Raw genomic sequence first — 22452 nt, forward strand, 5'->3', positions numbered from 1 at the left:
GACTTTAGAAACTTTATGACTTTGATAGCTCTAAGCTTTGATACTTGATTTAAAATTTAGAATTTTGCTAAATATCTATAATATAACGCTGACAATATTTAAACATCAATTATGAATTCAGAAATAAGAAGCCTTGAACCCAAAGTGATATGGAATAAATTTGCAGATCTTAATGCGGTTCCAAGACCTTCAAAAAAAGAAGAACGTGTCATTGCGTTTATGAAAGATTTTGGAGAATCATTAGGATTAACTACCGAGATAGACAAGGTTGGTAATGTTCTAATTAGAAAACCGGCTACTTCGGGAATGGAGGATCGCAAAGTGGTAGTGATGCAATCTCACCTGGATATGGTGCATCAAAAAAATTCAGATACCGATTTTGATTTTGATACTCAAGGTATAGAAATGTATATCGATGAAGATTGGGTAAGAGCCAAAGGAACAACTCTTGGTGCCGATAATGGATTAGGAGTAGCTACTATTATGGCAATTCTCGAATCTACAGATATTGCACATCCTGCTATCGAGGCATTATTTACCATTGATGAAGAAACAGGAATGACAGGAGCGATGGGATTAGAAGGAGGATGGTTACATGGAGATATATTATTAAACCTGGATACCGAGGAAGATGATGAAATAGGAGTTGGTTGTGCTGGCGGAATTGATGTTACAGCAAAAAGAAATTACAAAGAAGAACCAGTTACAGATGGTAAAGTAGGGTATACTATTGCTATTACAGGACTTAGTGGAGGGCATTCTGGTATGGATATTCATAAAGGATTAGGGAATGCTAATAAAATAATGAATAGACTGTTATTTGATGGTTTTGAGAATTTTGGCTTACAGATTAGTGAAGTAAAAGGAGGAAGCTTGCGTAATGCAATCCCAAGAGAGAGCTTCGCTATAATTGTAGTAGATGCAGTACAGGCAAAAGCTTTTGAATTCGAAATAGGAGAGTTATCTAAAACAATCCAGAATGAACTTTCTATCGCAGACCCTGATCTTACTATAGAAATTAATACTACAGATCTACCAACACAGGTAATGGAGTTAGGTGTTCAGGAAGGAGTAATAAAGGCATTGTATGCTGCACATAATGGAGTGTATACTATGAGCGCTTCAATCTCTGACTTGGTAGAAACCTCTAATAACATTGCTAAAATAACGATAGGAAAAGGAGATATCACTATCGAATGTCTAACCCGAAGTAGTGTAGAATCTTCTAAGTTGGATCTTGCAAACAAGTTGAGAGCTACTTTTGAATTAATAGGATGTGAAGTAACTACTAGTGGGGATTACCCCGGTTGGGCTCCTAATATGAATTCTCCAATTTTGAAAGTAATGGATGAATTGTATCAAAACCTTAATGGTGAAAAAGCACACGTAGCTGCCTGTCATGCAGGACTAGAATGTGGTATCCTGGGGCAGAATTATCCAGATATGGATATGATATCGTTTGGACCAACAATTTTGGGAGCACATTCACCAGATGAAAGAACAAGCATCTCATCAGTACAAAAATACTGGAAATTCGTAAAAGAAATCTTAAAAGAAACTCCAAAGAAACAGTAATTGTCTTTTTGACTATAACTGTTAATCAAAGTATTGATAGCATATAGGTCTATCTTACTTATACAAGGGCACGACGTCTGGTATAAGTAAGATAGACCTATTGGTTTATAGAAGTATGTATTAAGATCATTTTATAATAACTTTAATTCATTGTTGTAGAATTTTCTTACCATATTCACTTGAATTAATTACTTTTAAACTACAGTAGAAAACGCCTCTTGTCTTTTTTAAATTAAATAATTACCACAGAATTATTATGAATCATCTTAAAATAGTAAAGACAAAAAATATATTAACAACTCTAATCATAATGAGTGTATTGGGGTGTAGTAACTCACAGACGAATGAAAAAGCATCTTCGATTCTTGTAGATACAACAAAAACAATAGCTACAGGTAGTTCATATACTAATAAGAGAGTAGATCTTTCTGATGATAAGGAAAATGATATTGATAAAAAAGAAACAGAAATAAGTATTAAAAATAAGTCTGACTATTCAGATAAATTCATTGATGGACTCAAAAAATTAAGAGAGAAGAAGATCACACTTTCTGATAATCTGTTGATTTTAAATGATACAGATACTATTTATTTCCCCGAAACTCCAGAAATAGGTCGTCGAATAACATTAACGGGTAAAAAAGGTAATCTTGCAGTTGCCGTTATAATTAAAAGACTTAACTATACTACAATCGATTATAAAATTGAGATGACAGAATTTGATAAATCAAATCATACTCAAAATGGAAAAGCAGATATAGCTTCAAGCTTCTATTTTGGAGATGAATCTGATACAAGTGATAAAACGGGTATTTCTTATTTTTCAACAGAATTTACAGATCTAAGAGAAAATGATTGTTATACTTATATTCGGCTGGGGTATGAAAAAGAAACGGGCCCTTATTTACTTGGGAAAATAATAAAGAATTGCAATGAAAAAATACCGGATGTTGATCTTGACAATTTTCCAACATTAATAGAAAAATAGGATAGATAAAAATGAATCCAGAAAAAATAGTACAAGACCAATTAGATGCATATAATGATAGAAATTTACCTGATTTTTTATCTTTTTATACTGCTGATATCAAAATTTATAATTTTCTTGAGTCAGAACCATTTATCGATAATATTTCAAAACTAAAAGAAGTTTATCAAGATGTCTTTGAGAATTCTCCAAAACTTAGAGCGACTATTACAAATAGAATAGTATTTGGGAACAAAGTAATTGATAGAGAACAAGTAACTGGTAGAAAAGGAGTTGGTTTTAATGAAGTAGTAGTGATCTATGAAATTGAAAACGATTTAATATCAAAAGTTCATTTTATTAGAAAACGATGAGAAAAACAAAAGCTGCTCAATAGAAGAGAGGAGAAAATAAAATGCATAGTTAAAATATTTTGTCATATGAAAAATACAGATGTACCAATTGTAGTAGAAGAAACTTATATGACAACACCAAAAAATGTTTGGAAAGCATAACAGAGTTAGACCAAATGAAAAAATGGTTTTTTGAACAAATTGAATCGTTTGAAGCAAAAGAAGGATTTGAAACACAATTTGTTGTCGAGGTCGAAAATCGAAAATTTACACACCTCTGGAAGATAACAGAAGTAATACCATATCAGAAAATAAAATATGGTTGGAGATATAAAGAATATAGTGGAGATTCATTCGTAACATTCGAATTGTTTAAAAATGAGAACCATGTAAAACTTAGGTTGATAACCGAAATAATACACAGTTTTCCATCAGACATTCCAGAATTTGCACGAGAGAGCTGTATAGGAGGCTGGGAATACTTTATTAAAAGTAGTTTAAAAGAATATTTGATGTCGAAAAAATAAGTGCAGAATGAAAATTACCTTCATAAATTGCCATATCATTGCTTGGGTTTATCAATAACTTAATGAATTATGGATAATAGAGAAATTAAAATAAGAGAGCTTGAAGAATCTGATAAATCACAAATGGCAAAACTTGCCAAGAATAGTAATATATCAAATAATTTAAGAGATTATTTCCCTAACCCTTATGATGAAAAGGATGCTAAATCCTTTATTGAGATGACAATACAACAGGATCCTGCGGTAAGCTTCGGGATAGAGTTTAGAGGGGAACTTTGCGGAGTTATATCTCTTATGTTACAAAATGATATATATAGAAAATCTGCAGAAATAGGGTATTGGCTGGGAGAACCATATTGGGGTAAAGGAATTACTACAAAAGCCGTAGACCAGATAACCGAATATGGATTTGAAAAATTAAACCTGATTAGAATATATGCAGGAATTATTGAATATAACACTACTTCGATGAGGGTTCTCGAAAAAAGTGGATTTAAAAAAGAAGGAATATTCCAAAAGGCAATTATTAAGAATGATAAAATTTGGGATGAACATAGGTATTATATCTTAAATAAAAAGATGTAGTAGTATGCTATAACAATAGTAAATAAAGAATAATAATGTGACTTTAGTTTTTAAAAAATGAAAATAATAGAGATAGAACTAAATAAAGAATATCTAATTACTAAACAAAGTAAAGAAGTAAGTTATAGTGATGTTTTTCAATTAAGAACCACATTATTAAATGAAGTGCCTAAACCAAAAGATTGCATGGTGGCATTCTTTAAATCCTTCTCACCGTTTTTTACAAAACTATTACTCTCTAGAGAGAAAATAGCCAAAAAAATGGGACTAAAAACGGCAACTAAACTAACCCATATAGAAAGAGAAGCATATTTGAACGAATTTGAAGGTAATATTGGGGATAGTATTGCAATATTTGATGTACTGGATAAGAATGATATAGAATTATTAACAGGACAAACAGATAAACATTTAGATTTTAAACTATCTTTTATTAGCTATAAAGAGGAGAAAGACACGATAATAGAACTAGCAACTGTGGTGAAAATTCATAATACCTTGGGAAAAATATATTTCTTTTTTGTGAAACCATTTCATAAATATTTTATGAAAAAAATATTTAGAAAAATGGAAAAAGAATTGTTGCTTATAGAAAAAAAGAAAGCCCATAAGACAGCATAATGACCTTCTATAACTTTAAAAATTCTTTAAAAATTGGAATATTTAATTAGAAGAGCGTCAATTTTCAATATTATAATTCTAAAAATGTAATATTCCGAAAACCTTTACTATATCTGGCCTAAGCGTTGTTTTGATTTTAATAGGTTAACTGGCAGATAATCAATAAAATAAAAAACCTTTGGTTTATTGATTTCTCTTAGATATATTTGCAGTGTACTAGATGACTAATACACTAACCATGATTCAAATTAAAGACTTACGGTTCTATTACCCAAAAAGCAAAATAATCCTGGATAATATCACTTTAGATTTTATCCCGGGAAACATTTATGGGCTTTTTGGTAAGAATGGTGAAGGAAAGAGTACATTAATGAAGATAATGACTGGATTGTTATTCCCAAAAGCGGGTTATTATCGGGTTTTGGGTGAAAATATTTCAGGAAGAAATGTAAAATGTCTTCAGGATATTTTTATGGTACCAGAAGATTTTGAATTACCAGGACTTAAGATTTCTACTTATGAACAAGTAAATTCTCCTTTTTATCCAGGGTTCTCTCGGGATCAATTTTATAAATTAATAGAAGAGTTTAAGCTCTCGGCCGATGAAAATATATCAACTCTTTCTTTTGGTAATAAGAAGAAAGTACTTATTGCATTTGGAATTGCAACAAATACGAAGCTCCTGCTTATGGATGAGCCAACTAATGGGTTGGATATCCCATCAAAAAGTCAATTTAGGAAGATTATGGCTCTGGCGGTTGATGAGGGAAAATGTATTATTATTTCTACCCATCAGGTCCGGGATTTACATAGTTTGATAAATCATGTAGTGATATTGGATCAATCTAAAGTAGCATTTGATCAACCATTGTCTAATGTTTCTGAACATTTATGGTTTGGAAAACCTACACGAGATGCAAAAGAATCTATTATTTATTCTGAAACATCTTTTGGAGGAAAAGCTATGCTTTTTAGACAAGATAGAGATGAGACAGAAGTGGATCTCGAATTATTATTTAATGCCGTTTTAAGCGAGTCTAATAGAATTAATAATGCCTTAAATACATTTCATGATGGAGCAATTTAACATTAAGAGAATAGGCAGTTTTATATATAGAGATATCATACTTCTAAAGGGAGCAATACTTACTACTTTATCTGTTGCCAGCGCTATTTTTTTTATTGTCTTTTTGTTTAGTTTACGAGGAGATCATCAGATTTCGAGTGGCGAATTTATGAGCATATTTGGTAAATTTTATGTAGGGCTAGGAGTACTATTCATTTTTTCAACTTTTAAAGAAGCGCATAACCAAAAATCAAACCATTTATATTTTTCATTACCCGTTTCATCTTATGAGAGAATAGCTGCAGCCTGGCTTAGTACTTTTGTGGTATATACTCTTGTATTTTCATTCCTTGGTTTTTTGGTCGGACAAATAACAATTATACTTGGTAGCATGTTTTCTGAAACGAATTTTCACCTGTTGCCTATATTTTCAGAAAGTTACTGGCAACTGGTTAAGGTGTATTTTGTCATACAACCCGTATTTCTTTATGGTGCTATCGCATTTAATAAAAATAGAGTAGGAAAAACATTACTTGTAGTTGTATTATTTGTTTTTGGGCTGGTAGTACTCAATATGATGCTTTTCGGGATGCTCAATTATGGGTATGATGTATTTTCGGGAGAAGGACTAGCTTCAGAAGCATTTGATAAGACTGGACAAGATTTTTCTGGAATGGGAAAAGGATTTTTTATGGGCATTTTTGTGCCATTAATGCTATTGGCAAGTTATTTTAAGATAGTTGAAAAGGAAGTATAAGGATGGATTTTGATGACAGCAAACCTATTTATTTACAAATCGTAGATTTTTTCTATGAGAATATACTTGTAAAAAGATGGCAGGAGGATGAAAGAATACCTTCTGTGAGAGAGATTGCTGTTATGGTAGAGGTAAACCCTAACACTGCGATAAGGGCTTTTACCTATTTGCAGGAACAAGAGGTAATCTATAACAAAAGAGGGATAGGGTATTTTGTTTCAGAAAATGGATACAACAAGGTTCTCGATATTAAAAGAAAAGAATTTATGGAAGAACTTCTTCCGGATATATTTAAAAAAATGGGACTGCTTGATATAAAATTTGAAGAAGTAAAAGACTCATTTAATCAATATCTAAATAATATAGATCATGAAAACAAGTAATTGGATTGTAATAGGTGCATTAGGAGCTGTTATTCTTTTTTTTCTGGCTTTTCAGTTTTCTATACATGATAATGTGAGGAAAGGAGAACTTCGAGAGAATGCAATTCGATATACAGAGAATATGATATCTGAAACAAGAATTGTTTCTGCGTTTAGCAAGATATCGGTTAGTCATGGTATTGAAGTTTTTTTTAAACAAGATAGTATAACTGAAGTAAAAGTAGAAGCCTCAGAAAATTTATTGATACATATCAAAACTGAAGTGAAGGATAAAAAATTAATCATAGAAAAAACAAAGAGAGAGGAAAAAGGAGATACCGTGAGAATATTTGTTTCTAATCATCAATTGGATTCACTACAGGTGAACTCAGAATCATATTTCGAAACAAAAGGAACAGTTTCTGGAAAAGATTTAATACTGGAATTTACAGATGATAGTAATGGAAATCTCGAACTGTCATATGAGTCGGTTAAATGCTCTGCTACTCCTGGATCTAATGTAAAATTAAAAGGGAATACGAATGAAATTGATTTCTCTAACTAATCAATAGAGAAGAAAATTAAATTATCATCATCAATCAAAAAACGAATAGTATGGATTTAATCAAAAAAAACAGAATATTAGAAGATTATAAAATCAATGTAAAGCTAAAACTTTCTGCATTGTGGACCTCACTTATAGTATGTTATATTTATGGAGATTTTTTCTCCTTATTCGTACCCGGAGCAATAGAAGATATGATAGCTAAAGTCACCCCTATTGGTGAGACAACTCCTACTGTAATTCTGGCTTTTGCAATAAGTATGGCTATTCCTGCAATGATGATTTTAGTATCTCTATTACTAAAACCAAGCATAAATCGCTGGTTGAATATCATTGTCGGTAGCCTTTATACTATTATAGTGGTTCTTACTATGATAAACCCTACACCCTGGACAATGTATTATACATTTTTGGGGATAATAGAAATCGCTCTGAGTATGTTAATCATTGGCCATGCCTTGAAATGGCCTAAGCAGGAAGCTTAGAAACAACATCCATAATAAATTACAGTAGCGATATAGTTGTAAAACGCACACTTTTTATCCTATAACCTACTATATAAAAGAACAGTATTAAGTATAGATATTACTTTTTACTATGGGAGTTTTGTTTCCAATATTTTCAAAAGATAATCATCATCAATCAAAAAAATGAACACTATGGATTTAATAAAAAACGAAGATTATAAGACACAAAATAAGACAGCGAGAATAGCAGGGTTGTTTTATCTAAGTATTGTGTTAAGTGGAATTTTTACTCTAATGTATGTGCCCTCAAAACTTATAGTATGGGATGATGCCTCAATTACATTTAACAATATAGTGACATCAGAAATGTTATTTCGAATAGGAATTTTAAGCGGATTGATTTGCTATGTATGTTATATAATGTTACCAATAGTTTTATACAAATTACTTAAACCAGTACATGAAAATTCTGCAGTATTAATGGTAGTATTTGCGATCATTAGTATTCCTATCTCTTACTTAAATATACAAAATAAAGTTGATGTTCTGTCTTTAATTGGCAATGCTGAATATTTGAAGATGTATACTGCAGAACAGTTAGAAGCGCAGGTAATGTTGCTTTTAGAGTCTTATGATAATGGAATTCTTATTGTTGAGGTTTTTTGGGGACTTTGGCTATTTCCTTTTGGATATTTGGTTTTTAAATCAGGTTTTCTTCCTAAAGTATTAGGCATTTTGTTGATGGTTGGTTGTTTTAGCTATTTGATAGCGGTATGCGGAGGACTACTTTTTCCTAATTATGAAATCCCCTCCTTTGTTATGCTCCCTGCGAGTATAGGGGAAATAGGTACTTGTCTATGGTTATTAATTATGGGGATAAAAAAGGGCAAATCAACTCATATGTCTAACAACTAAGACATATATCTATCCGGATAAAATATCGAAATAAAATGTTTAAAACCTAAACATTTTAAATTTTAAGAAATCATCAATCATCATCAATCAAAAAACGAACAATTATGAAATCAAAACACGATGTCACAAACACGTTAGAAAACAATTCTGTAAAAACTAAAAAAGTACCAAAGTTCTATTTGTATGCTATGAGAGCTATTTACCTCCTTACCTTTTTAACTTTGGGGCATAGTACATGGTCAGAAATTATCAACCCTAGCGAAGTTTGGGGCCCTTATGATGGAGTTACCTATAGTTTCTGGGCCGCATATGCTACTTTAATGGGCTTAGGAATACGATATCCATTAAAAATGTTGCCTTTGCTTTTACTGCAATTATTTTATAAGTCGGTATGGGCCATAGGTATTGCATATCCTTTATGGTCTTCTGGTCAATTAGATTCGACCTCAGAAGAATTTCTTAAACCATTTCTTATGGCAATTCCTATTGACCTTATTGTTATTCCGTGGGGATACGTCTTTAAAAACTACATAAAGGAACTTTTTAGATTTAGGTAATCTATATCGAACTTATTTTTATTAGAAGTTAAAAATTTGACATTTATCATCAATCATCATCAATCAGAAAACGAATAGTTATGAAATCAAATGAAAAAAAGAAGTTAGAAATTCGAATCTATTTTACTGGTATAATAACTCTATTGGTAGGAACACATCTAATTTGGGACTATTACCATGAAGGTGTGCCAACCCACCATATTCTCCATCGCGAAGATTTACCTGGGATATCAAATTGGTGGGGTGTAATTGTCCTCCCATTACTTACTTGGTATTTACTATATCGCATCCATCAAAGATTAGTTAATAAAGAGAGATTGGGATTACCTCAAAATATGACCAGAATCATATATAGATTTATTGGAGCTCTTTCATTTGGGATATTGATCTCTTTCTTTTTTACTATTGGTTCGGATTTTCCAGGATATATGATGATTGGATTATGTCTAGTTTCATTTTTTGTTCCACTATACAGGTCAGAGCATTTACTGGGTTTTGTTATTGGAATGACATATACGTTTGGAGTAATTTTGCCAACAGGAATCGGGGTTTTATTGACTATTATATTTATAATTACTTACAAAATAGTGAGGACAGGTATGTTATATCTTATCTCAAAAAAAGTAAGAACAAGCTAACTTTAATGAAAAAGGAATAGATTAAGAAATTGATCAGACAAATACAGTTAATACTACTCTTGTTGGCAATTTTTGACTACAGTACAAGAATGATTTTATTCCTTACAATAAGCTCTAATCAATTATTTCTAACAGTACAAGTTTAGTATTAAAAAACTCAATTCGATTACAATTATTTACGAGCTAGTCTAATAATGACTAGTTGTATAATAAGAAAATGTAAAGAATAAATGACTGCTTTTCTATAATCAAAGAAAGCCTTTCATATTTTTTTTTTTTTTTAAATAAGTATTAATCATATCATCATCAATCAAAAAACGAATAAAATGAAATCAGAAAATAGTAGTGCCAGTATAGCACAACCTAAAACTGTAAAAGCAGATAAAGCTTTGGATGCGGCGGTAACGTTTTGGTTCCTTGTGGCTGTTATTGGTCAATGGATCTTTGCATATTATGTAACTTTTTTTTATGGTAGTTCTGCAATAAATGGAGATTTTGAGAAATGGAATGAAGTTCTTCCACATGGATATATTCCCGGAGAAACCATGGGTAATTTAGCTGTTGCATTACATATTGTATTAGCAATCATTATCATGGTAGGTGGGCCACTCCAATTTATTCCCCAAATTCGTATCCATGCTCGTGCTTTTCATCGATGGAATGGCCGTATATATATCTTCACTGCATTATTGATTAGCGTTGATGGGCTTTATATGATCTGGACTCGTGGTAATATAGGTGGGCTTGTTGGTCAAGTAAGTGTTAGTATTAATGCTTTTTTGATTATGTTTTTTGCTATTATGTCCTGGCGTACAGCTGTTGCTCGTGATTTTAATACCCACAGGCAATGGGCACTTAGATTGTTTTTGGTATCTAATGGTGTCTGGTTTTTTCGTATCGGGTTAATGTTTTGGCTTTTTATTAATGGTGGCCCGGTTGGTTTTGATCTAGAAACGTTTCGAGGACCGTTTCTCGTTTTCCTGGATTTTGGACAATTTCTAGTGCCACTAGCTATTTTAGAACTCTATCTTCGAGTACAAGACCGAAGTGGTGCTCCAGGTAAGCTGGCCATGACAACCCTTCTTTTTTTTCTGACCATCATAACCGGTATTGGAATTTTTGCTGCAACCATGAGCATGTGGCTTCCCCGCATTTAAGATATGTATGTAATCCACTAATCGATATTTAGAAATGAAGAATATGATAATTGATAATCAAAAAATTAACAGAAAAACCGAACTGGAAAAAGTGTGCGATAAACTCTATGAAGTTGAGAAGACCAAAAACTATAAAGAATTCTATGCATTTATAAAAACAACAAGGCTACCCTTTATTCCTTGTTATGAGAAAAATACAGAAACAGTTTATCAAGAATGTTTCAGAATTTTGCACAGGATTGGCGAAATATCAATTCCTGTGTCTGTTGCTTTATCTATGCATTATTATATTCTGGCATCATTATCTTCTTTCCCTTTTCCAAAGAAAAGTATACAATATTGGAAAAGAGAAGTTTTACTAAAAAAGATAGAAAAAGAACAAATATTGATTGCCAATACCGGGTCGGTACGAACTTTTAAAGAGGTTTCTGGTAACAAAGATATAGTGGCGCAAAAAGAAAGAAATTTTTATATAATAAATGGTCGGGCCCCATATATGTCATTATCTGGTGTAGCGGATTATTTAGTATTCACAGCAACATTAACTAATGGGACTAAGGCAGTATTTTTTCTGCCTGCAAATGATGATAAAATTGAATTTGAAGATGCTGTATTTGGAGATACAATGAAAGGCTCGTTTACAAAATCAGTTACGTTCAAGAATTTAGTAGTGAGTAGCACTAATGTTATTAAATTAGATATTACAAATGAAGATGGATGTGAGCTTTTAATTTATCAAAGATCATGGTTCCAGGCACTGGTACCTGGTTCTTATTTAGGAGCAGCGTTCTGCGTGATTTTGCATTTAAAAGCGTTTAGTCAAAAAAAAATCAAGAATGATAAAAAGTTATCTGAGTCAGAAAACTTCCTTGATAGCCTTGGGGAGTTAATGATAAAATATAAAACTGGATACATGCTATGCGAGAATGCGGGAACTATAATAGCAAATTTTGAAAAAGGAAATAAGACATCATTAGAAAAAATATTTGAAGCCTCTGTAGTAGCAAAGTATTTTTCGACACATTTTTCTGAAGAAATTATTAATAAAGCTAGATACGTAATGGGATCAAAATTTTTATCTCCTAATTCCTTAACAAATAAAATTTATAAAGAGATAGTATATGGAGTTTTACAACCTATGACTGATATAGATATAAAGGAACATTTTAGTAAATCAGTAATGAACAATAAGAGCTATGATTTTTTATAATATTCGATTTAATAAGAATGAGGGTGGTAAAATAGAAAGTTTAACTCTTATTGATAATGGAGAAGAAGTACAAGCAAAACGGTTGTAAAGGTCTTTTAACTTCTACAGAATGAGAATTTTGAGAGGATATTATACAAAACAAAAACATCCCGATTAATTCGGGATGTTTTTGTTTTTTGACTATTGTGATAATACAATAGGAATTATTTTTTTTCTTCTGCCTGACCTGGGATACTAGCTAATTCTATCTCGAAAATAAGATCAGTATTTGGTGGAATCCCTCTATTCCCTCTTTCTCCATAAGCAAGATGAGAAGGAATAAAAATGATAGCTTTAGAACCTACATTTTTTAATTGTAATATACCTTCTTTAAAGCCGGCAATCATTTTTGCTTCAGCAGAATATGGCATTTGTGCAGGGGCATACCCTCTTGGATCATCAGCTCTACGCTGATTAAAAACTCCTAGTTCTTTTGCTTTTTCAGCAATATTAGTGTCAAAGACTCTTCCATCTGTGAAATACCCTGCATAATTTATACCTACAGTTTCTCCCGGCTTGGGTTGTGGTCCATCTCCCTGATTTACATGTATAATTTCAAGACCACTTTCTAATTTTGTTGCTGTACCTTTCTGTTCATTAAACTTTGCAGCAATAGCTTCATTACGCTCTTTTGCTAATCGTTCTTTTTCAGCCTTTTCTTCTTCAACAGCTTTTATCTTGTCTGTAAACGCAGTTTCTGTATTAAAAGCTTTAGCTTCAGAACCTTTGCGAATGATATTAACTTCCATCATTTTTATCTCTGCTTCTGGTTTGTCTCCAGGAACCGTTTTTGTAACACCAATACTATCAATAATGTCTTGTCCTAAAACGATTTCTCCAAAAACAGTATGTTTTCCATTTAACCATGGAGTTTCTTTTAGCGTAATAAAAAACTGACTACCATTGGTATTTGGGCCAGAATTTGCCATTGATAAGATTCCTTTTGATTTATGAGAAAGTGAATCCACAATCTCATCCGGAAATTTATATCCTGGATCTCCTGTTCCTGTTCCTAGAGGATCTCCGGTTTGGATCATAAAATCTTTGATTATTCTGTGAAATATAATTCCATTATAATATTTTTTTCCTTTGTAAGTACTATCAACCATAGTATTGGTGCCTTCTGCCAGAGAAACAAAGTTGGCAACCGTCATAGGCGTAAGATCATAGTGTAATTTTGCTACTGCTGTTCCTTTATTTGTAACGATTTCGGCATAAATACCTTCTTGTAAATCTGGATATTTTTCATTACAACTGTTGAATGCTAATGCAATAATAGCTAAGAATAATAAATTTAATTTTTTCATTTTTGTTGGTAATTAATTTTCTGTTGTTGATTCTTTTGTAATTGTGTTAAGTGTTACTTCTGCTATTAACGGAATATTTGTGCCAATCTTATTATCATCACCATAATATCCATATGCTTGATAAGAAGGAAACAGAAATGTCACCATTTCACCTTGTTTCATAAGCTTTAATCCTTCTCTAAGACCTAAAAAAAGTTCTTCTTTATCAATACGGTATGTAATTGTGTTTAATTCTTGTTCTGAATAAATTACAGTGCCGCCTAAATCTTTTACATTATAATCGAAGGTTACAATATCTCCAAATTGCGGTGTGATAGTAGATACGGTATCTTTTTTAGTGTAGAAATACCAGAATCCTGTTTCTGAGGTTATATAATTATTAGTAGAGTCTTCATTAATAATTTTTTGAATTCTAGCCTCTTCTCTTGCTGCAAGTTCTTTATTGCGATTAATAGATTCACTAATAAAAGAACCAGATTTTATACTTATTGGTCTTCGGGCTTCAGGTGTTTTACAAGAAGAAAATAAAAAAAGAAGACAGAGCGTGTGAAGGGCTAATCTCATTGATTCAGGACTTTTTTATAAGTTGGTAAGATACTAATAAATTTTTCAACGGTATTAGATAATGATAGATTACTTCTCCCACCTGCAGCATTGTTATGGCCTCCTCCTTCAAAATGATTTCTTGAGAATTCGTTTACCGAAAAATCACCCTTAGAGCGTAAGGAGATTTTAATAATTTCTTCTCCTTTGTTTTCTATAAAAATAACAGCAAATTTGATTCCTTTTATAGAAAGCCCAAAATTAACAAAGCCTTCAGTATCTCCTTTTTTGAAACCATGTTGATCCAGTTCTTTTTGAGATAAAGTAATGTATGCTGTTTTGTATTCTGGTAGTACTCTTAGATTATTTAAAGCAATACCTTTTAATTGAATTTTGGATAGTGTATTAGTATCATAAATGCTTTCATGGATTCTAGTATTATCAGCTCCTCGATCGATTAGATCTGCTATTACTTTATGAGTAGTACTTGTTGTAGATCTATATCTAAAAGATCCGGTATCTGTCATTATTCCAACATAAATACAGGTTGCGGCCTCTGGGGTGATTTTATCCAGATCATTCAGTTTTTCTATGAAATGATATATCATCTGGCAGGTAGAGCTCATACCAGGATCACTATAAGTTACTTCTGCGTAATCATCGGGTTGTTGGTGATGATCAATCATAATAAAGGTAGCTTTGGCTTTTGCTAAAATATGCTCCATATCACCACTTCTAGAAAAGTGATTAAAATCTAAAGTGAAAATAAGATCCGCTTTTTCGATTTTGGATAACGCAGTTTTAATATCACTATCATACTTAAGAATAGTATCTTCACCAGGCATCCACTTTAAAAAAAGAGGATAATCATTTGGTGTAATAACCGTAACATCATGTCCAAAAGAAATAAGATAGTGATATAATGCCAAACTAGAACCTATAGCATCACCATCAGGATTTTTATGGGTTACAATTACAATATTTTTTGTAGAAGAAAGAAGTCTTCTTACCTTGTTTGTTTCATTAGTATTCATAGGTCAGCGAAGATACAATAAATAATATTTTAGTAATATTAGAACAATTAATTTTGTTGAGTCATTAAATTTAAGAATCATGAGATATATTGATAGTTTTCTAGTTATGTTCTTTTGTGTAATTCAATTCACTTTTTCACAAGATAAAGCGGCATCATCTTCAGATTTTGTTATAGCATTCGGAAGTTGCAATAAGCAGAACAGCCCTCAGCCTTTTTGGAATGAAATCTTAAAAAACACTCCTAATCTATTTATTTGGGGAGGAGATAATATCTATGCAGATTCTGATGATATGTCCAAAATAGAAAGTGATTATACGATACAAAATAGTAATCCGGATTATCAAAAATTAAAGAAAGTAGTTCCTGTAATGGCTACCTGGGATGATCATGATTATGGTAAAAATGATGCAGGAGTAGAGTGGAATAAAAAAGAAGAGAGCCAGCAGTTATTTCTAGATTTTTTAGAAGTAGGAAAGGATGATCCTCTAAGAGTTCAGGATGGGGTTTATACATCAAGAGTTTTTGAAATTGAAAAAGGAAGCATAAAAGTGATCGTTTTGGATACTCGATATTTTAGATCTGCTTTAAGAAAGAGTACAGAAGAAGGAAGACGGTATGAACCATATGAAAATAATGAAGGAACTGTATTAGGAGAAGCGCAATGGAAATGGTTCGAAAAAGAGCTGGCATCCAATTATTCTGATTTTGTTCTTATTGTGAGTAGTATTCAATTTTTGTCATCAGAACATGGTTTTGAAACTTGGGGGAATTTTCCTCACGAAGTAAAACGGTTAAATGATATGCTAATAAATAATGGAGTAAGAAATGCTATAATGCTTAGTGGAGATCGGCATATTTCTGAATTTTCTATGAATAAGGTAAAAGGGCTTAAGTATCCATTAATTGATTTTACATCTAGTGGTTTAACACATTCATATGCCGCATATAAAGGAGAATCTAATAAGTACAGAATCGGTCGGGTAATCTCAACTCCAAGTTTTGGAGTGCTAAAATTTGATCTTGATTCTTATACCGTAACTATGCAGATTCGAGGTAAAAATAATATTGTATTACAAGAGTATAAACGACAATACCCTAAAAAATAGATTTGGAGATCTAGTTATTGAATGTACTTTTCTTTACCTATAAAAGGAAGAATAAATCTATTCGGATGTAAATAATTGATTCTTAATAATACTCATTTCATATAATAATTCTTGTTTTTGATGCTTTTATATATATTTTTGCACAAAAATTTTAAAAATCGGGTTTTATATACCTAAGTAATAATTTGAAATACTTCTGGTTATAAGAGGTGTTAGATAACAAAAACATACAATGGCAACAAACAGAACTTTTACAATGCTTAAACCGGATGCGGTAAGAAAAGGATACATTGGAGGAATTATTGAGCAAATTACTGCTTCAGGGTTTAGAATTGTAGCAATGAAATTAACTCAACTTACTACAGATGATGCTGCAGCATTTTATGCAGTTCATAAAGAGCGTCCTTTTTACGGAGAATTAGTAGAGTATATGACAAGTGGTCCAATTGTAGCGGCTATTTTAGAAAAAGAAAATGCTGTAGAAGATTTCAGAACCTTAATAGGTGCAACAAATCCTGAAGAAGCTGCAGAAGGTACTATTCGTAAAAAGTATGCTACTTCTATTAGTGAAAACGCTGTGCACGGTAGTGATAGTGATGAAAATGCTGCTATTGAAGGAGCTTTTCATTTTTCTGGAAGAGAGCAGTTTTAAAAAGATATATTTCTTATTACAAAAAAAGCTGTCTGTATATACAGACAGCTTTTTTGTGTTTTATAAATTGATTATACCTTTTCTTTTATTTTTTTAGGAATACCATCTTTATGAAGTAAAATCCCTACAGTTTTCATTCTAAAATATGCTTCAGACATATAAAGATACCCATGTTGAGCTCCTTTAATTCCCCATGAATTTTTGATTTTATAATATATCTTTCCTTTTTTATCAATGCCTTTCCCTACTAAATGCATTAAGTGATCATCTGTAGTATTGTACTTTTCGAATTCTTTTTGTCGAGATTCGGGAGTGACTTTTTCTTCTTTGATATATTCTTTAAATGCATCTTTACGTTCTTTCTTATGAGTAAGAACAGCTAAGCCGTTTTTTTGAGAAAACCCTACTTCACTTACATCTCCATCCCAAGCTACAGTATACCCTTCTTTTAAAGCATGATCAACTACCTGTTGTAACTCATCAAGTGGGATATTATGATATATACCATTAGAGAAATTATCTGGTATTTCCAGAATAAAATCACTATTCATTGGATGATGAGTGAAAGATGTTAGTGTGATATAGTTATTTGCATCTATCCCAAGTTCTTTAGCAAACTCAATAGGGGTATAGGTTTTGTTATTATAATTAAAGGTGTCAGGTCTTTTTCCAAGATAGATATCTAACATTGCTTCATAACTTTTCCACCAGTTTTGTGAAAGAATTTTGTGTTTCACTGCGTTATCAACCATATTGGTTAATAATTTAATTAGTTCACTGTGATCATGACGGTCTGCAATACTTCCGGCAAAACCTGTATAAGTTTCATTAGGAATGATTCCGTGCTTACGAATAGATTTTATAACATCATGCGCAAGTGCTCCTTCACTAAACTGGGCTTTACCTTGTCTTAATATATAATTTCGGGCCTTATCGGTGTATGTATTTCTGACTTGAAATAATTCTGATAAATCATGAACTCCATGTCCTAGACGAGCAATTTCTGATTCGATATATGAGGTGGTGGAAAAACTCCAGCATGTACCTGTTTTTCCTTGACTAATAACAGGATTACATTTAAGAGATATTTCATCTGTTATACTATAATCGGGATGTGTTTCTTGAGCATATCCTATAGATAAAAATAGAAACATGCAATTAATAAAAAAGAGTTTTTTCATTTTAGTTATATGATTTGTAGGCAATGAAGGTACAAGAAAATAGATAAATAAGGAAAACTCAACTAAAAAAATAGAGTAGTTATTTACCAAAAAATTCTAAAGCTAATATTAGGAGTAATCCCCAGCGATAATATATCAGAATTGATCAACTGGTTATTAAGAGAATTTGTTGTTCTAAACTCTCGGTTTAGTAAATTCTTTTTATTGTATAAATTTAGAACAGAAAGCCCAATTCTGTATTTGATATTGGGATTGTATCCTATTTTAAAATCATAAATAGCAGAGAAATCTAACCTATGGTATTCTGGAAGATTATTGCTGTTAATTTCATCAAATTCTAAGATTATGATTTCACCACTTTCATCTACTCCAGATACATTGGTATAGGCTTTACCTGTATGCCAAATCCACCCCAGGGAGAATTGAAAATTATTAATTTTATAAAATTGAGACCATTTTACTGTATGTTCAATATTCCAATTACCAGGAAAAGATTCATTGTTATTAATATCTTCAAATGTATTACGGGTATTGATATAAGAATAACTAACCCAGGTTTTGTAATTTTTAAACCTTTTTTTTAGAAAAAGATCGACGCCAAAAATTCTACTTTCTCCTACATGGTGAACATTGTCTATGGGGTTAATAAAACCTGCGGTTAATGTGGTAATATCTTCAATTTTTTTATAATATCCATCGATATCCAGGTACCATTTATTTTTTCTAAAACTACTTCCTAATGTAAATTGATGACTACTAATCACGGGAAACTGCTCATTGTTTGCCAATGTCCAGATTTGATTTTCAAGAGATAAGTCGCTCACGATAGATTCTTGTATCTGGCTGGTTGATTGACTTCTGTATTCTAAGCTAGTATTGATTTCCCAATTTTTGGTAATATATTTTTGAGCAAAAATCCGAGGCTCTATATAAGTTTTGTCAAGCTCTGCATAAAAATTGAAACGTAATCCAGCAGAAACATAAAAGTTTTTTGGAGTATCGAATGTGTATTCTGCATATGCAGCATGTGTGTTTAAAAAACGATCATCTTCATCCAGAATTAGTTCATAACTAGGAGTAGCAGTAACAAAGGCATATCTGATCGTATTGTTAGATAATTGATAACCTCCAGAAATGTTTTGATATTTTGATAGTTCATAATTTAATCCAAGTTCTGCACCATAATCCCCAACAGTATTTTTTTTACTTTCGATTTCGGTTATTGTTCCTAGGTTTCGGGTAATAAACTGATAATTTAAAAGATATTTGGTGTAATACCCACTTACTTTGGTATTAAAAGTTTTACTGTATGTGTGACTCCACTTAAAATTATACCCTTCATTTTCTGTAGTAAGGTCATCATTAAAGGACTCGATAGCATCACTTCTTCTAAAATCTAAGTCATTTTTACTATAAATTGTATTAATTTCAATTTTGTCACCATCTGAAGGCTGTAGAATTAAATTCGCATTATAATCTATATAGAAAAAATCATTATCTTCATTATTAAGGGCAACGGTCTCGGCAATTTTAGTATTCTGAAAAACGCGATCAGAGAGTTGTTTATAGGTAAATGTTTCTAAAACATCGGTATATGATCTTCTTCCTGATACCTGAAGTGATATTTTGTCTCGTATGATAGGAATATGTGCTACTATATCTGCATTGATCATATTAAAGCCAGCCCCTCCAGAAAAACGTTCTGCAATTTGGTTTTCGGATTTAATATCTACAACTCCTGCAATTCTATCCCCATACTTGGCACTGACTCCACTTTTAGAAAAATTTACCTCTTTAGCTACATATGGGTTAAACGCAGATAGCATACCAAATAAATGCCCCTGATGGTAGGTTTTTATACCATTCCACAGTACTAGGTTTTGATTAGGAGAACTTCCTCTTACAAATAACCCAGAAGCAGTCTCAAAAGGATTATTAACACCAGGAGTGAGTTGTATAGTTTGTAAAATATCTGGCTCTGTACGCCCGGGAAGAATTTCTACATTATTTAAATCAATATGAATAACTTCTTTGTTTTGGGTAATTCCCTTAGCCAAATATTCCTGAATAAATACTTCATCCAGAATTTCTTCATGTGCATTGGTAAGGTATATTTTGATACACTCGTCGGTTAAAAACGATTTAGAATTCAGAATTCTTTGACGAAACCCGGGGGCGCTAATTAAAATAACTGAGTTGTATGGTACCTGATCACTTTCAAAATACCCCTTGTTGTCTGTGGTAACATTGGTACGATTAGCTTTAAAAAAAACTCCTATATCCTTAAGAGGCTTTTGCTCTTCGTCTAGAATATATCCACAAACAGAAATAGTATCTCTTTTATTTAAAACACTAATGGTAACGAAGTTTTTTCCAGTGATTTTAAATTGTAATTTCGTTTGTTGTTGTAATTTTTTAATTAAATCTTGTAGAGAGAGTTGAGGACTTAGGGTTATAGAAATATTTTTATCCTTTATAAAAGTATCGATGTAAGAAAACTTAAGGCTATAAAATTCCTCGATTATAGGAATTATTTCTGGTAGCGGTCTATTATTGATAGTAATGACTTTTGCTTCTTCTTGAGAAGAAACAGATATGCTACATAAAAAAATACATACACATAGAAGTCTTGTCATTCTATTACTTTTCTAATACCACGGTCTTGCCATCTTTCGATAAGCTATACTTCATGCCTAAGGTACTAAAAACTGTTCTAAGAGCAACTTCCTTATTATTATTAGGAAAAGTTCCTGTGTATATAGTTTCGAGATTTATCTCTGTTGCTTTAATTTTTAAATCATATTGTTCTTCAAGCTCATTAAATACATATTTGATTGGTATGCTTCTAAACGAACTTGTATTGCTAAGCCAGGATGGTTCCCGAGTGTCGAAAGTCCAACTTTCTGGGACAGTATTTTCTAGATTTCTATATCCTTTTCCTGCTGTTAGAATTTCTTCATTTTCCTTATTGGCAACACTAACTTTACCTTCAAAACAAGTAACTTCGAAAAAAGTATTTTGAGATTGCACATTAAATTGGGTTCCTAGTACAGAAACTTCACCATTTTTGGTAGTAACAGTGAATTTACTTCCTTTTTTTACTTTAAAAAAGGCTTCTCCTTCTAATGTTACCATTCTATTTTCTTTCCAATTCTCTTTGTCAAAACTTGCAATAGATTTAGCATTTAAGATCATTTCTGATCCATCTGGTAATAATACGGATAATTGTTCTCCAAAATTAGTGTTGAAAGATTCATTGGGGCTAAATAAAAAGATTCCCAGAATAATTGCAATTGAAGCTGCAACTGCAATATAGGGCCATAATTTTATAACCGAATTAGAATTTTCTTTTGCTGTATAACCTGATTTGGATTTTAAAGTAGAGAGTTCTTGTTCTACATCATAATCTTTTAGGTCCAAAGCATCAGCACCAGCCATTATTTTTACATAATACTCATATTCAGGATGAGACTTAAACTCACGAAGTTCCTCCTCAGAAAGCTCTCCGCTAATCCATCTGGATAAGAATATATCGTCTTTTTTATCGTCTAACATAACTTCGGCATATAATATGTGAACGTTTTATTTTTAAATTACCCTACCTCTTTTTATTAAAAAGTTTTTCAGGCTAATAGGTTTACTCTAAATATTTCCTATTTTTCCTCTTAATGTTAATAATGCTTTATGCATCAATTTTTCTATAGCTTTTACAGAAACATTCGATAGTTCTGCAATTTCTTTATATGTTTTTTTATCTATTCGACTCAGCAGGAACACTTCTCTTTGGCGTTCTGGTAAATCCGCAATTGCGTTTTTTAATTTTTCCATATACTCTTTTTCAAGAGCAATAAATTCTGGTGATTCGTGATTGATATCTGTTTTACGTTGTGTAATATAATCTCTGTATTTAAACCTTACTTTTTGATGTCGTGTAACGCTAATTCCAAGATTGGTAGCAATAGTATAAATATAGCTTTTGGCTTTATCTATCGACACTTTAGAGCAATTGTTCCAGAGTTTAATAAATGCATCCTGAACAATATCTTCTGCTTGTTCCAGATCTCCAAATTTGTAATATATATAATTCCTCAAAAGTTTGGAGTTACTTTTGAAAAACTCGTCAAAGACTTGCTCGTTACATGTAGAATTATTGTTGTCAGACATTTAGGGGAATAAAAATATATTTTCAAATCTAGATTTTTTTTTCAAGCTATCAAAGAATAAAAAATGAAAGTAGGGGGGGTAGGGTAATTTTTTTTTAAACCG

Annotated in this window: 25 protein-coding genes; 18 read left to right on the plus strand and 7 right to left on the minus strand. The window is 31.7% G+C overall.

The window, feature by feature from the left end; translation table 11 throughout:
* Positions 1-111 precede the first annotated feature (111 nt).
* From AAFU52_RS15700 to AAFU52_RS15775, 16 genes are all read left to right on the plus strand, one after another.
* Positions 112-1575, plus strand: coding sequence for an aminoacyl-histidine dipeptidase (locus AAFU52_RS15700; RefSeq protein ID WP_438422548.1), 1464 nt, complete (start codon positions 112-114; stop codon positions 1573-1575).
* A gap of 256 nt (positions 1576-1831) precedes the next feature.
* Positions 1832-2563, plus strand: coding sequence for a hypothetical protein (locus tag AAFU52_RS15705; RefSeq protein WP_438422550.1), 732 nt, complete (start codon positions 1832-1834; stop codon positions 2561-2563).
* A gap of 11 nt (positions 2564-2574) precedes the next feature.
* A complete protein-coding gene (locus tag AAFU52_RS15710; protein WP_024768708.1) occupies positions 2575-2916 on the plus strand; it encodes a nuclear transport factor 2 family protein in 342 nt (113 codons plus the stop codon).
* Between the two features lie 128 nt (positions 2917-3044).
* Complete coding sequence (locus AAFU52_RS15715) at positions 3045-3422, plus strand: SRPBCC family protein (RefSeq protein WP_438422551.1); 378 nt, start codon at positions 3045-3047, stop codon at positions 3420-3422.
* Between the two features lie 69 nt (positions 3423-3491).
* On the plus strand, positions 3492-4007 hold the full coding sequence (locus tag AAFU52_RS15720; protein ID WP_438422552.1) for a GNAT family N-acetyltransferase: 516 nt from the start codon (positions 3492-3494) through the stop codon (positions 4005-4007).
* A gap of 57 nt (positions 4008-4064) precedes the next feature.
* Positions 4065-4628 carry a DUF2867 domain-containing protein gene (locus AAFU52_RS15725; protein WP_438422553.1) on the plus strand — a complete coding sequence of 188 codons (564 nt, stop codon included), beginning with the start codon at positions 4065-4067 and terminating at the stop codon, positions 4626-4628.
* 238 nt (positions 4629-4866) lie between these two features.
* The gene (locus tag AAFU52_RS15730) at positions 4867-5715 is read left to right on the plus strand and encodes an ABC transporter ATP-binding protein (RefSeq protein WP_438422555.1); all 849 of its coding nucleotides are present in this window, start codon (positions 4867-4869) and stop codon (positions 5713-5715) included.
* Positions 5699-6451, plus strand: coding sequence for a hypothetical protein (locus AAFU52_RS15735; RefSeq protein WP_438422556.1), 753 nt, complete (start codon positions 5699-5701; stop codon positions 6449-6451). Before AAFU52_RS15730 ends, AAFU52_RS15735 begins: the two co-directional genes overlap by 17 nt.
* A gap of 2 nt (positions 6452-6453) precedes the next feature.
* Positions 6454-6834, plus strand: a complete 381-nt coding sequence (locus tag AAFU52_RS15740; protein WP_024768702.1) for a GntR family transcriptional regulator — start codon at positions 6454-6456, stop codon at positions 6832-6834.
* Positions 6821-7378, plus strand: a complete 558-nt coding sequence (locus AAFU52_RS15745) for a GIN domain-containing protein (protein WP_024768701.1) — start codon at positions 6821-6823, stop codon at positions 7376-7378. The genes AAFU52_RS15740 and AAFU52_RS15745 overlap by 14 nt, the downstream gene beginning before the upstream one ends.
* Before the next feature lie 50 nt (positions 7379-7428).
* Positions 7429-7863 carry a DUF6326 family protein gene (locus AAFU52_RS15750; RefSeq protein WP_438422558.1) on the plus strand — a complete coding sequence of 145 codons (435 nt, stop codon included), beginning with the start codon at positions 7429-7431 and terminating at the stop codon, positions 7861-7863.
* Between the two features lie 174 nt (positions 7864-8037).
* Positions 8038-8760: a DUF4386 domain-containing protein gene (locus AAFU52_RS15755; protein ID WP_438422559.1), complete on the plus strand. Its 723-nt coding sequence runs from the start codon at positions 8038-8040 to the stop codon at positions 8758-8760.
* Between the two features lie 104 nt (positions 8761-8864).
* Complete coding sequence (locus AAFU52_RS15760; protein WP_152538452.1) at positions 8865-9317, plus strand: hypothetical protein; 453 nt, start codon at positions 8865-8867, stop codon at positions 9315-9317.
* Positions 9318-9397: 80 nt separating this feature from the next.
* Positions 9398-9955, plus strand: a complete 558-nt coding sequence (locus tag AAFU52_RS15765; protein ID WP_438422560.1) for a hypothetical protein — start codon at positions 9398-9400, stop codon at positions 9953-9955.
* 326 nt (positions 9956-10281) lie between these two features.
* Complete coding sequence (locus AAFU52_RS15770) at positions 10282-11112, plus strand: DUF2306 domain-containing protein (protein WP_438422561.1); 831 nt, start codon at positions 10282-10284, stop codon at positions 11110-11112.
* A gap of 34 nt (positions 11113-11146) precedes the next feature.
* Positions 11147-12322 (plus strand): hypothetical protein, encoded by a 1176-nt coding sequence (locus AAFU52_RS15775; RefSeq protein WP_438422562.1) that lies wholly within the window; start codon positions 11147-11149, stop codon positions 12320-12322.
* Between the two features lie 203 nt (positions 12323-12525).
* Here the strand turns inward: AAFU52_RS15775 and AAFU52_RS15780 are convergent, their stop codons facing one another.
* The 3 genes from AAFU52_RS15780 to AAFU52_RS15790 are packed head-to-tail and all read right to left on the minus strand — an operon-like array spanning position 12526 to position 15245.
* A complete protein-coding gene (locus AAFU52_RS15780) occupies positions 12526-13668 on the minus strand; it encodes a peptidylprolyl isomerase (RefSeq protein WP_024768694.1) in 1143 nt (380 codons plus the stop codon).
* A 12-nt stretch (positions 13669-13680) separates the two neighbouring features.
* On the minus strand, positions 13681-14232 hold the full coding sequence (gene gldI / locus AAFU52_RS15785; protein ID WP_024768693.1) for a gliding motility-associated peptidyl-prolyl isomerase GldI: 552 nt from the start codon (positions 14230-14232) through the stop codon (positions 13681-13683).
* Positions 14229-15245 carry a DHH family phosphoesterase gene (locus AAFU52_RS15790; protein ID WP_438422563.1) on the minus strand — a complete coding sequence of 339 codons (1017 nt, stop codon included), beginning with the start codon at positions 15243-15245 and terminating at the stop codon, positions 14229-14231. The genes gldI and AAFU52_RS15790 overlap by 4 nt, the downstream gene beginning before the upstream one ends.
* A gap of 79 nt (positions 15246-15324) precedes the next feature.
* On the opposite strand from AAFU52_RS15790, the gene AAFU52_RS15795 reads away from it, so the two are divergent.
* The gene (locus AAFU52_RS15795) at positions 15325-16353 is read left to right on the plus strand and encodes an alkaline phosphatase D family protein (protein WP_438422565.1); all 1029 of its coding nucleotides are present in this window, start codon (positions 15325-15327) and stop codon (positions 16351-16353) included.
* A 232-nt stretch (positions 16354-16585) separates the two neighbouring features.
* Positions 16586-17005 carry a nucleoside-diphosphate kinase gene (locus AAFU52_RS15800; RefSeq protein ID WP_024768690.1) on the plus strand — a complete coding sequence of 140 codons (420 nt, stop codon included), beginning with the start codon at positions 16586-16588 and terminating at the stop codon, positions 17003-17005.
* Positions 17006-17076: 71 nt separating this feature from the next.
* Here the strand turns inward: AAFU52_RS15800 and AAFU52_RS15805 are convergent, their stop codons facing one another.
* From AAFU52_RS15805 to AAFU52_RS15820, 4 genes are all read right to left on the minus strand, one after another.
* Positions 17077-18186 (minus strand): C1 family peptidase, encoded by a 1110-nt coding sequence (locus tag AAFU52_RS15805; RefSeq protein WP_438422566.1) that lies wholly within the window; start codon positions 18184-18186, stop codon positions 17077-17079.
* Positions 18187-18269: 83 nt separating this feature from the next.
* The gene (locus AAFU52_RS15810) at positions 18270-20822 is read right to left on the minus strand and encodes a TonB-dependent receptor plug domain-containing protein (RefSeq protein ID WP_438422567.1); all 2553 of its coding nucleotides are present in this window, start codon (positions 20820-20822) and stop codon (positions 18270-18272) included.
* Between the two features lie 4 nt (positions 20823-20826).
* On the minus strand, positions 20827-21741 hold the full coding sequence (locus AAFU52_RS15815) for a FecR family protein (RefSeq protein ID WP_438422568.1): 915 nt from the start codon (positions 21739-21741) through the stop codon (positions 20827-20829).
* Positions 21742-21828: 87 nt separating this feature from the next.
* Positions 21829-22350: an RNA polymerase sigma factor gene (locus tag AAFU52_RS15820; protein WP_438422569.1), complete on the minus strand. Its 522-nt coding sequence runs from the start codon at positions 22348-22350 to the stop codon at positions 21829-21831.
* Between the last annotated feature and the right edge of the window lie 102 nt (positions 22351-22452).

This window comes from Aquimarina macrocephali, from assembly GCF_051627225.1.
GTDB classification, from domain to species: domain Bacteria; phylum Bacteroidota; class Bacteroidia; order Flavobacteriales; family Flavobacteriaceae; genus Aquimarina; species Aquimarina macrocephali.

Excerpts from the sequence above, each read along its gene's own strand:
- AAFU52_RS15700 (WP_438422548.1), top strand. The coding sequence starts at position 112 with ATGAATTCAGAAATAAGAAGCCTTGAACCCAAAGTGATATGGAATAAA.
- AAFU52_RS15705 (WP_438422550.1), top strand. The coding sequence starts at position 1,832 with ATGAATCATCTTAAAATAGTAAAGACAAAAAATATATTAACAACTCTA.
- AAFU52_RS15710 (WP_024768708.1), top strand. The coding sequence starts at position 2,575 with ATGAATCCAGAAAAAATAGTACAAGACCAATTAGATGCATATAATGAT.
- AAFU52_RS15720 (WP_438422552.1), top strand. The coding sequence starts at position 3,492 with ATGGATAATAGAGAAATTAAAATAAGAGAGCTTGAAGAATCTGATAAA.
- AAFU52_RS15725 (WP_438422553.1), top strand. The coding sequence starts at position 4,065 with ATGAAAATAATAGAGATAGAACTAAATAAAGAATATCTAATTACTAAA.
- AAFU52_RS15730 (WP_438422555.1), top strand. The coding sequence starts at position 4,867 with ATGATTCAAATTAAAGACTTACGGTTCTATTACCCAAAAAGCAAAATA.
- AAFU52_RS15735 (WP_438422556.1), top strand. The coding sequence starts at position 5,699 with ATGATGGAGCAATTTAACATTAAGAGAATAGGCAGTTTTATATATAGA.
- AAFU52_RS15740 (WP_024768702.1), top strand. The coding sequence starts at position 6,454 with ATGGATTTTGATGACAGCAAACCTATTTATTTACAAATCGTAGATTTT.
- AAFU52_RS15745 (WP_024768701.1), top strand. The coding sequence starts at position 6,821 with ATGAAAACAAGTAATTGGATTGTAATAGGTGCATTAGGAGCTGTTATT.
- AAFU52_RS15750 (WP_438422558.1), top strand. The coding sequence starts at position 7,429 with ATGGATTTAATCAAAAAAAACAGAATATTAGAAGATTATAAAATCAAT.
- AAFU52_RS15755 (WP_438422559.1), top strand. The coding sequence starts at position 8,038 with ATGGATTTAATAAAAAACGAAGATTATAAGACACAAAATAAGACAGCG.
- AAFU52_RS15760 (WP_152538452.1), top strand. The coding sequence starts at position 8,865 with ATGAAATCAAAACACGATGTCACAAACACGTTAGAAAACAATTCTGTA.
- AAFU52_RS15765 (WP_438422560.1), top strand. The coding sequence starts at position 9,398 with ATGAAATCAAATGAAAAAAAGAAGTTAGAAATTCGAATCTATTTTACT.
- AAFU52_RS15770 (WP_438422561.1), top strand. The coding sequence starts at position 10,282 with ATGAAATCAGAAAATAGTAGTGCCAGTATAGCACAACCTAAAACTGTA.
- AAFU52_RS15775 (WP_438422562.1), top strand. The coding sequence starts at position 11,147 with ATGAAGAATATGATAATTGATAATCAAAAAATTAACAGAAAAACCGAA.
- AAFU52_RS15780 (WP_024768694.1), bottom strand. The coding sequence starts at position 13,668 with ATGAAAAAATTAAATTTATTATTCTTAGCTATTATTGCATTAGCATTC.
- gldI (WP_024768693.1), bottom strand. The coding sequence starts at position 14,232 with ATGAGATTAGCCCTTCACACGCTCTGTCTTCTTTTTTTATTTTCTTCT.
- AAFU52_RS15790 (WP_438422563.1), bottom strand. The coding sequence starts at position 15,245 with ATGAATACTAATGAAACAAACAAGGTAAGAAGACTTCTTTCTTCTACA.
- AAFU52_RS15795 (WP_438422565.1), top strand. The coding sequence starts at position 15,325 with ATGAGATATATTGATAGTTTTCTAGTTATGTTCTTTTGTGTAATTCAA.
- AAFU52_RS15800 (WP_024768690.1), top strand. The coding sequence starts at position 16,586 with ATGGCAACAAACAGAACTTTTACAATGCTTAAACCGGATGCGGTAAGA.
- AAFU52_RS15805 (WP_438422566.1), bottom strand. The coding sequence starts at position 18,186 with ATGAAAAAACTCTTTTTTATTAATTGCATGTTTCTATTTTTATCTATA.
- AAFU52_RS15810 (WP_438422567.1), bottom strand. The coding sequence starts at position 20,822 with ATGACAAGACTTCTATGTGTATGTATTTTTTTATGTAGCATATCTGTT.
- AAFU52_RS15815 (WP_438422568.1), bottom strand. The coding sequence starts at position 21,741 with ATGTTAGACGATAAAAAAGACGATATATTCTTATCCAGATGGATTAGC.
- AAFU52_RS15820 (WP_438422569.1), bottom strand. The coding sequence starts at position 22,350 with ATGTCTGACAACAATAATTCTACATGTAACGAGCAAGTCTTTGACGAG.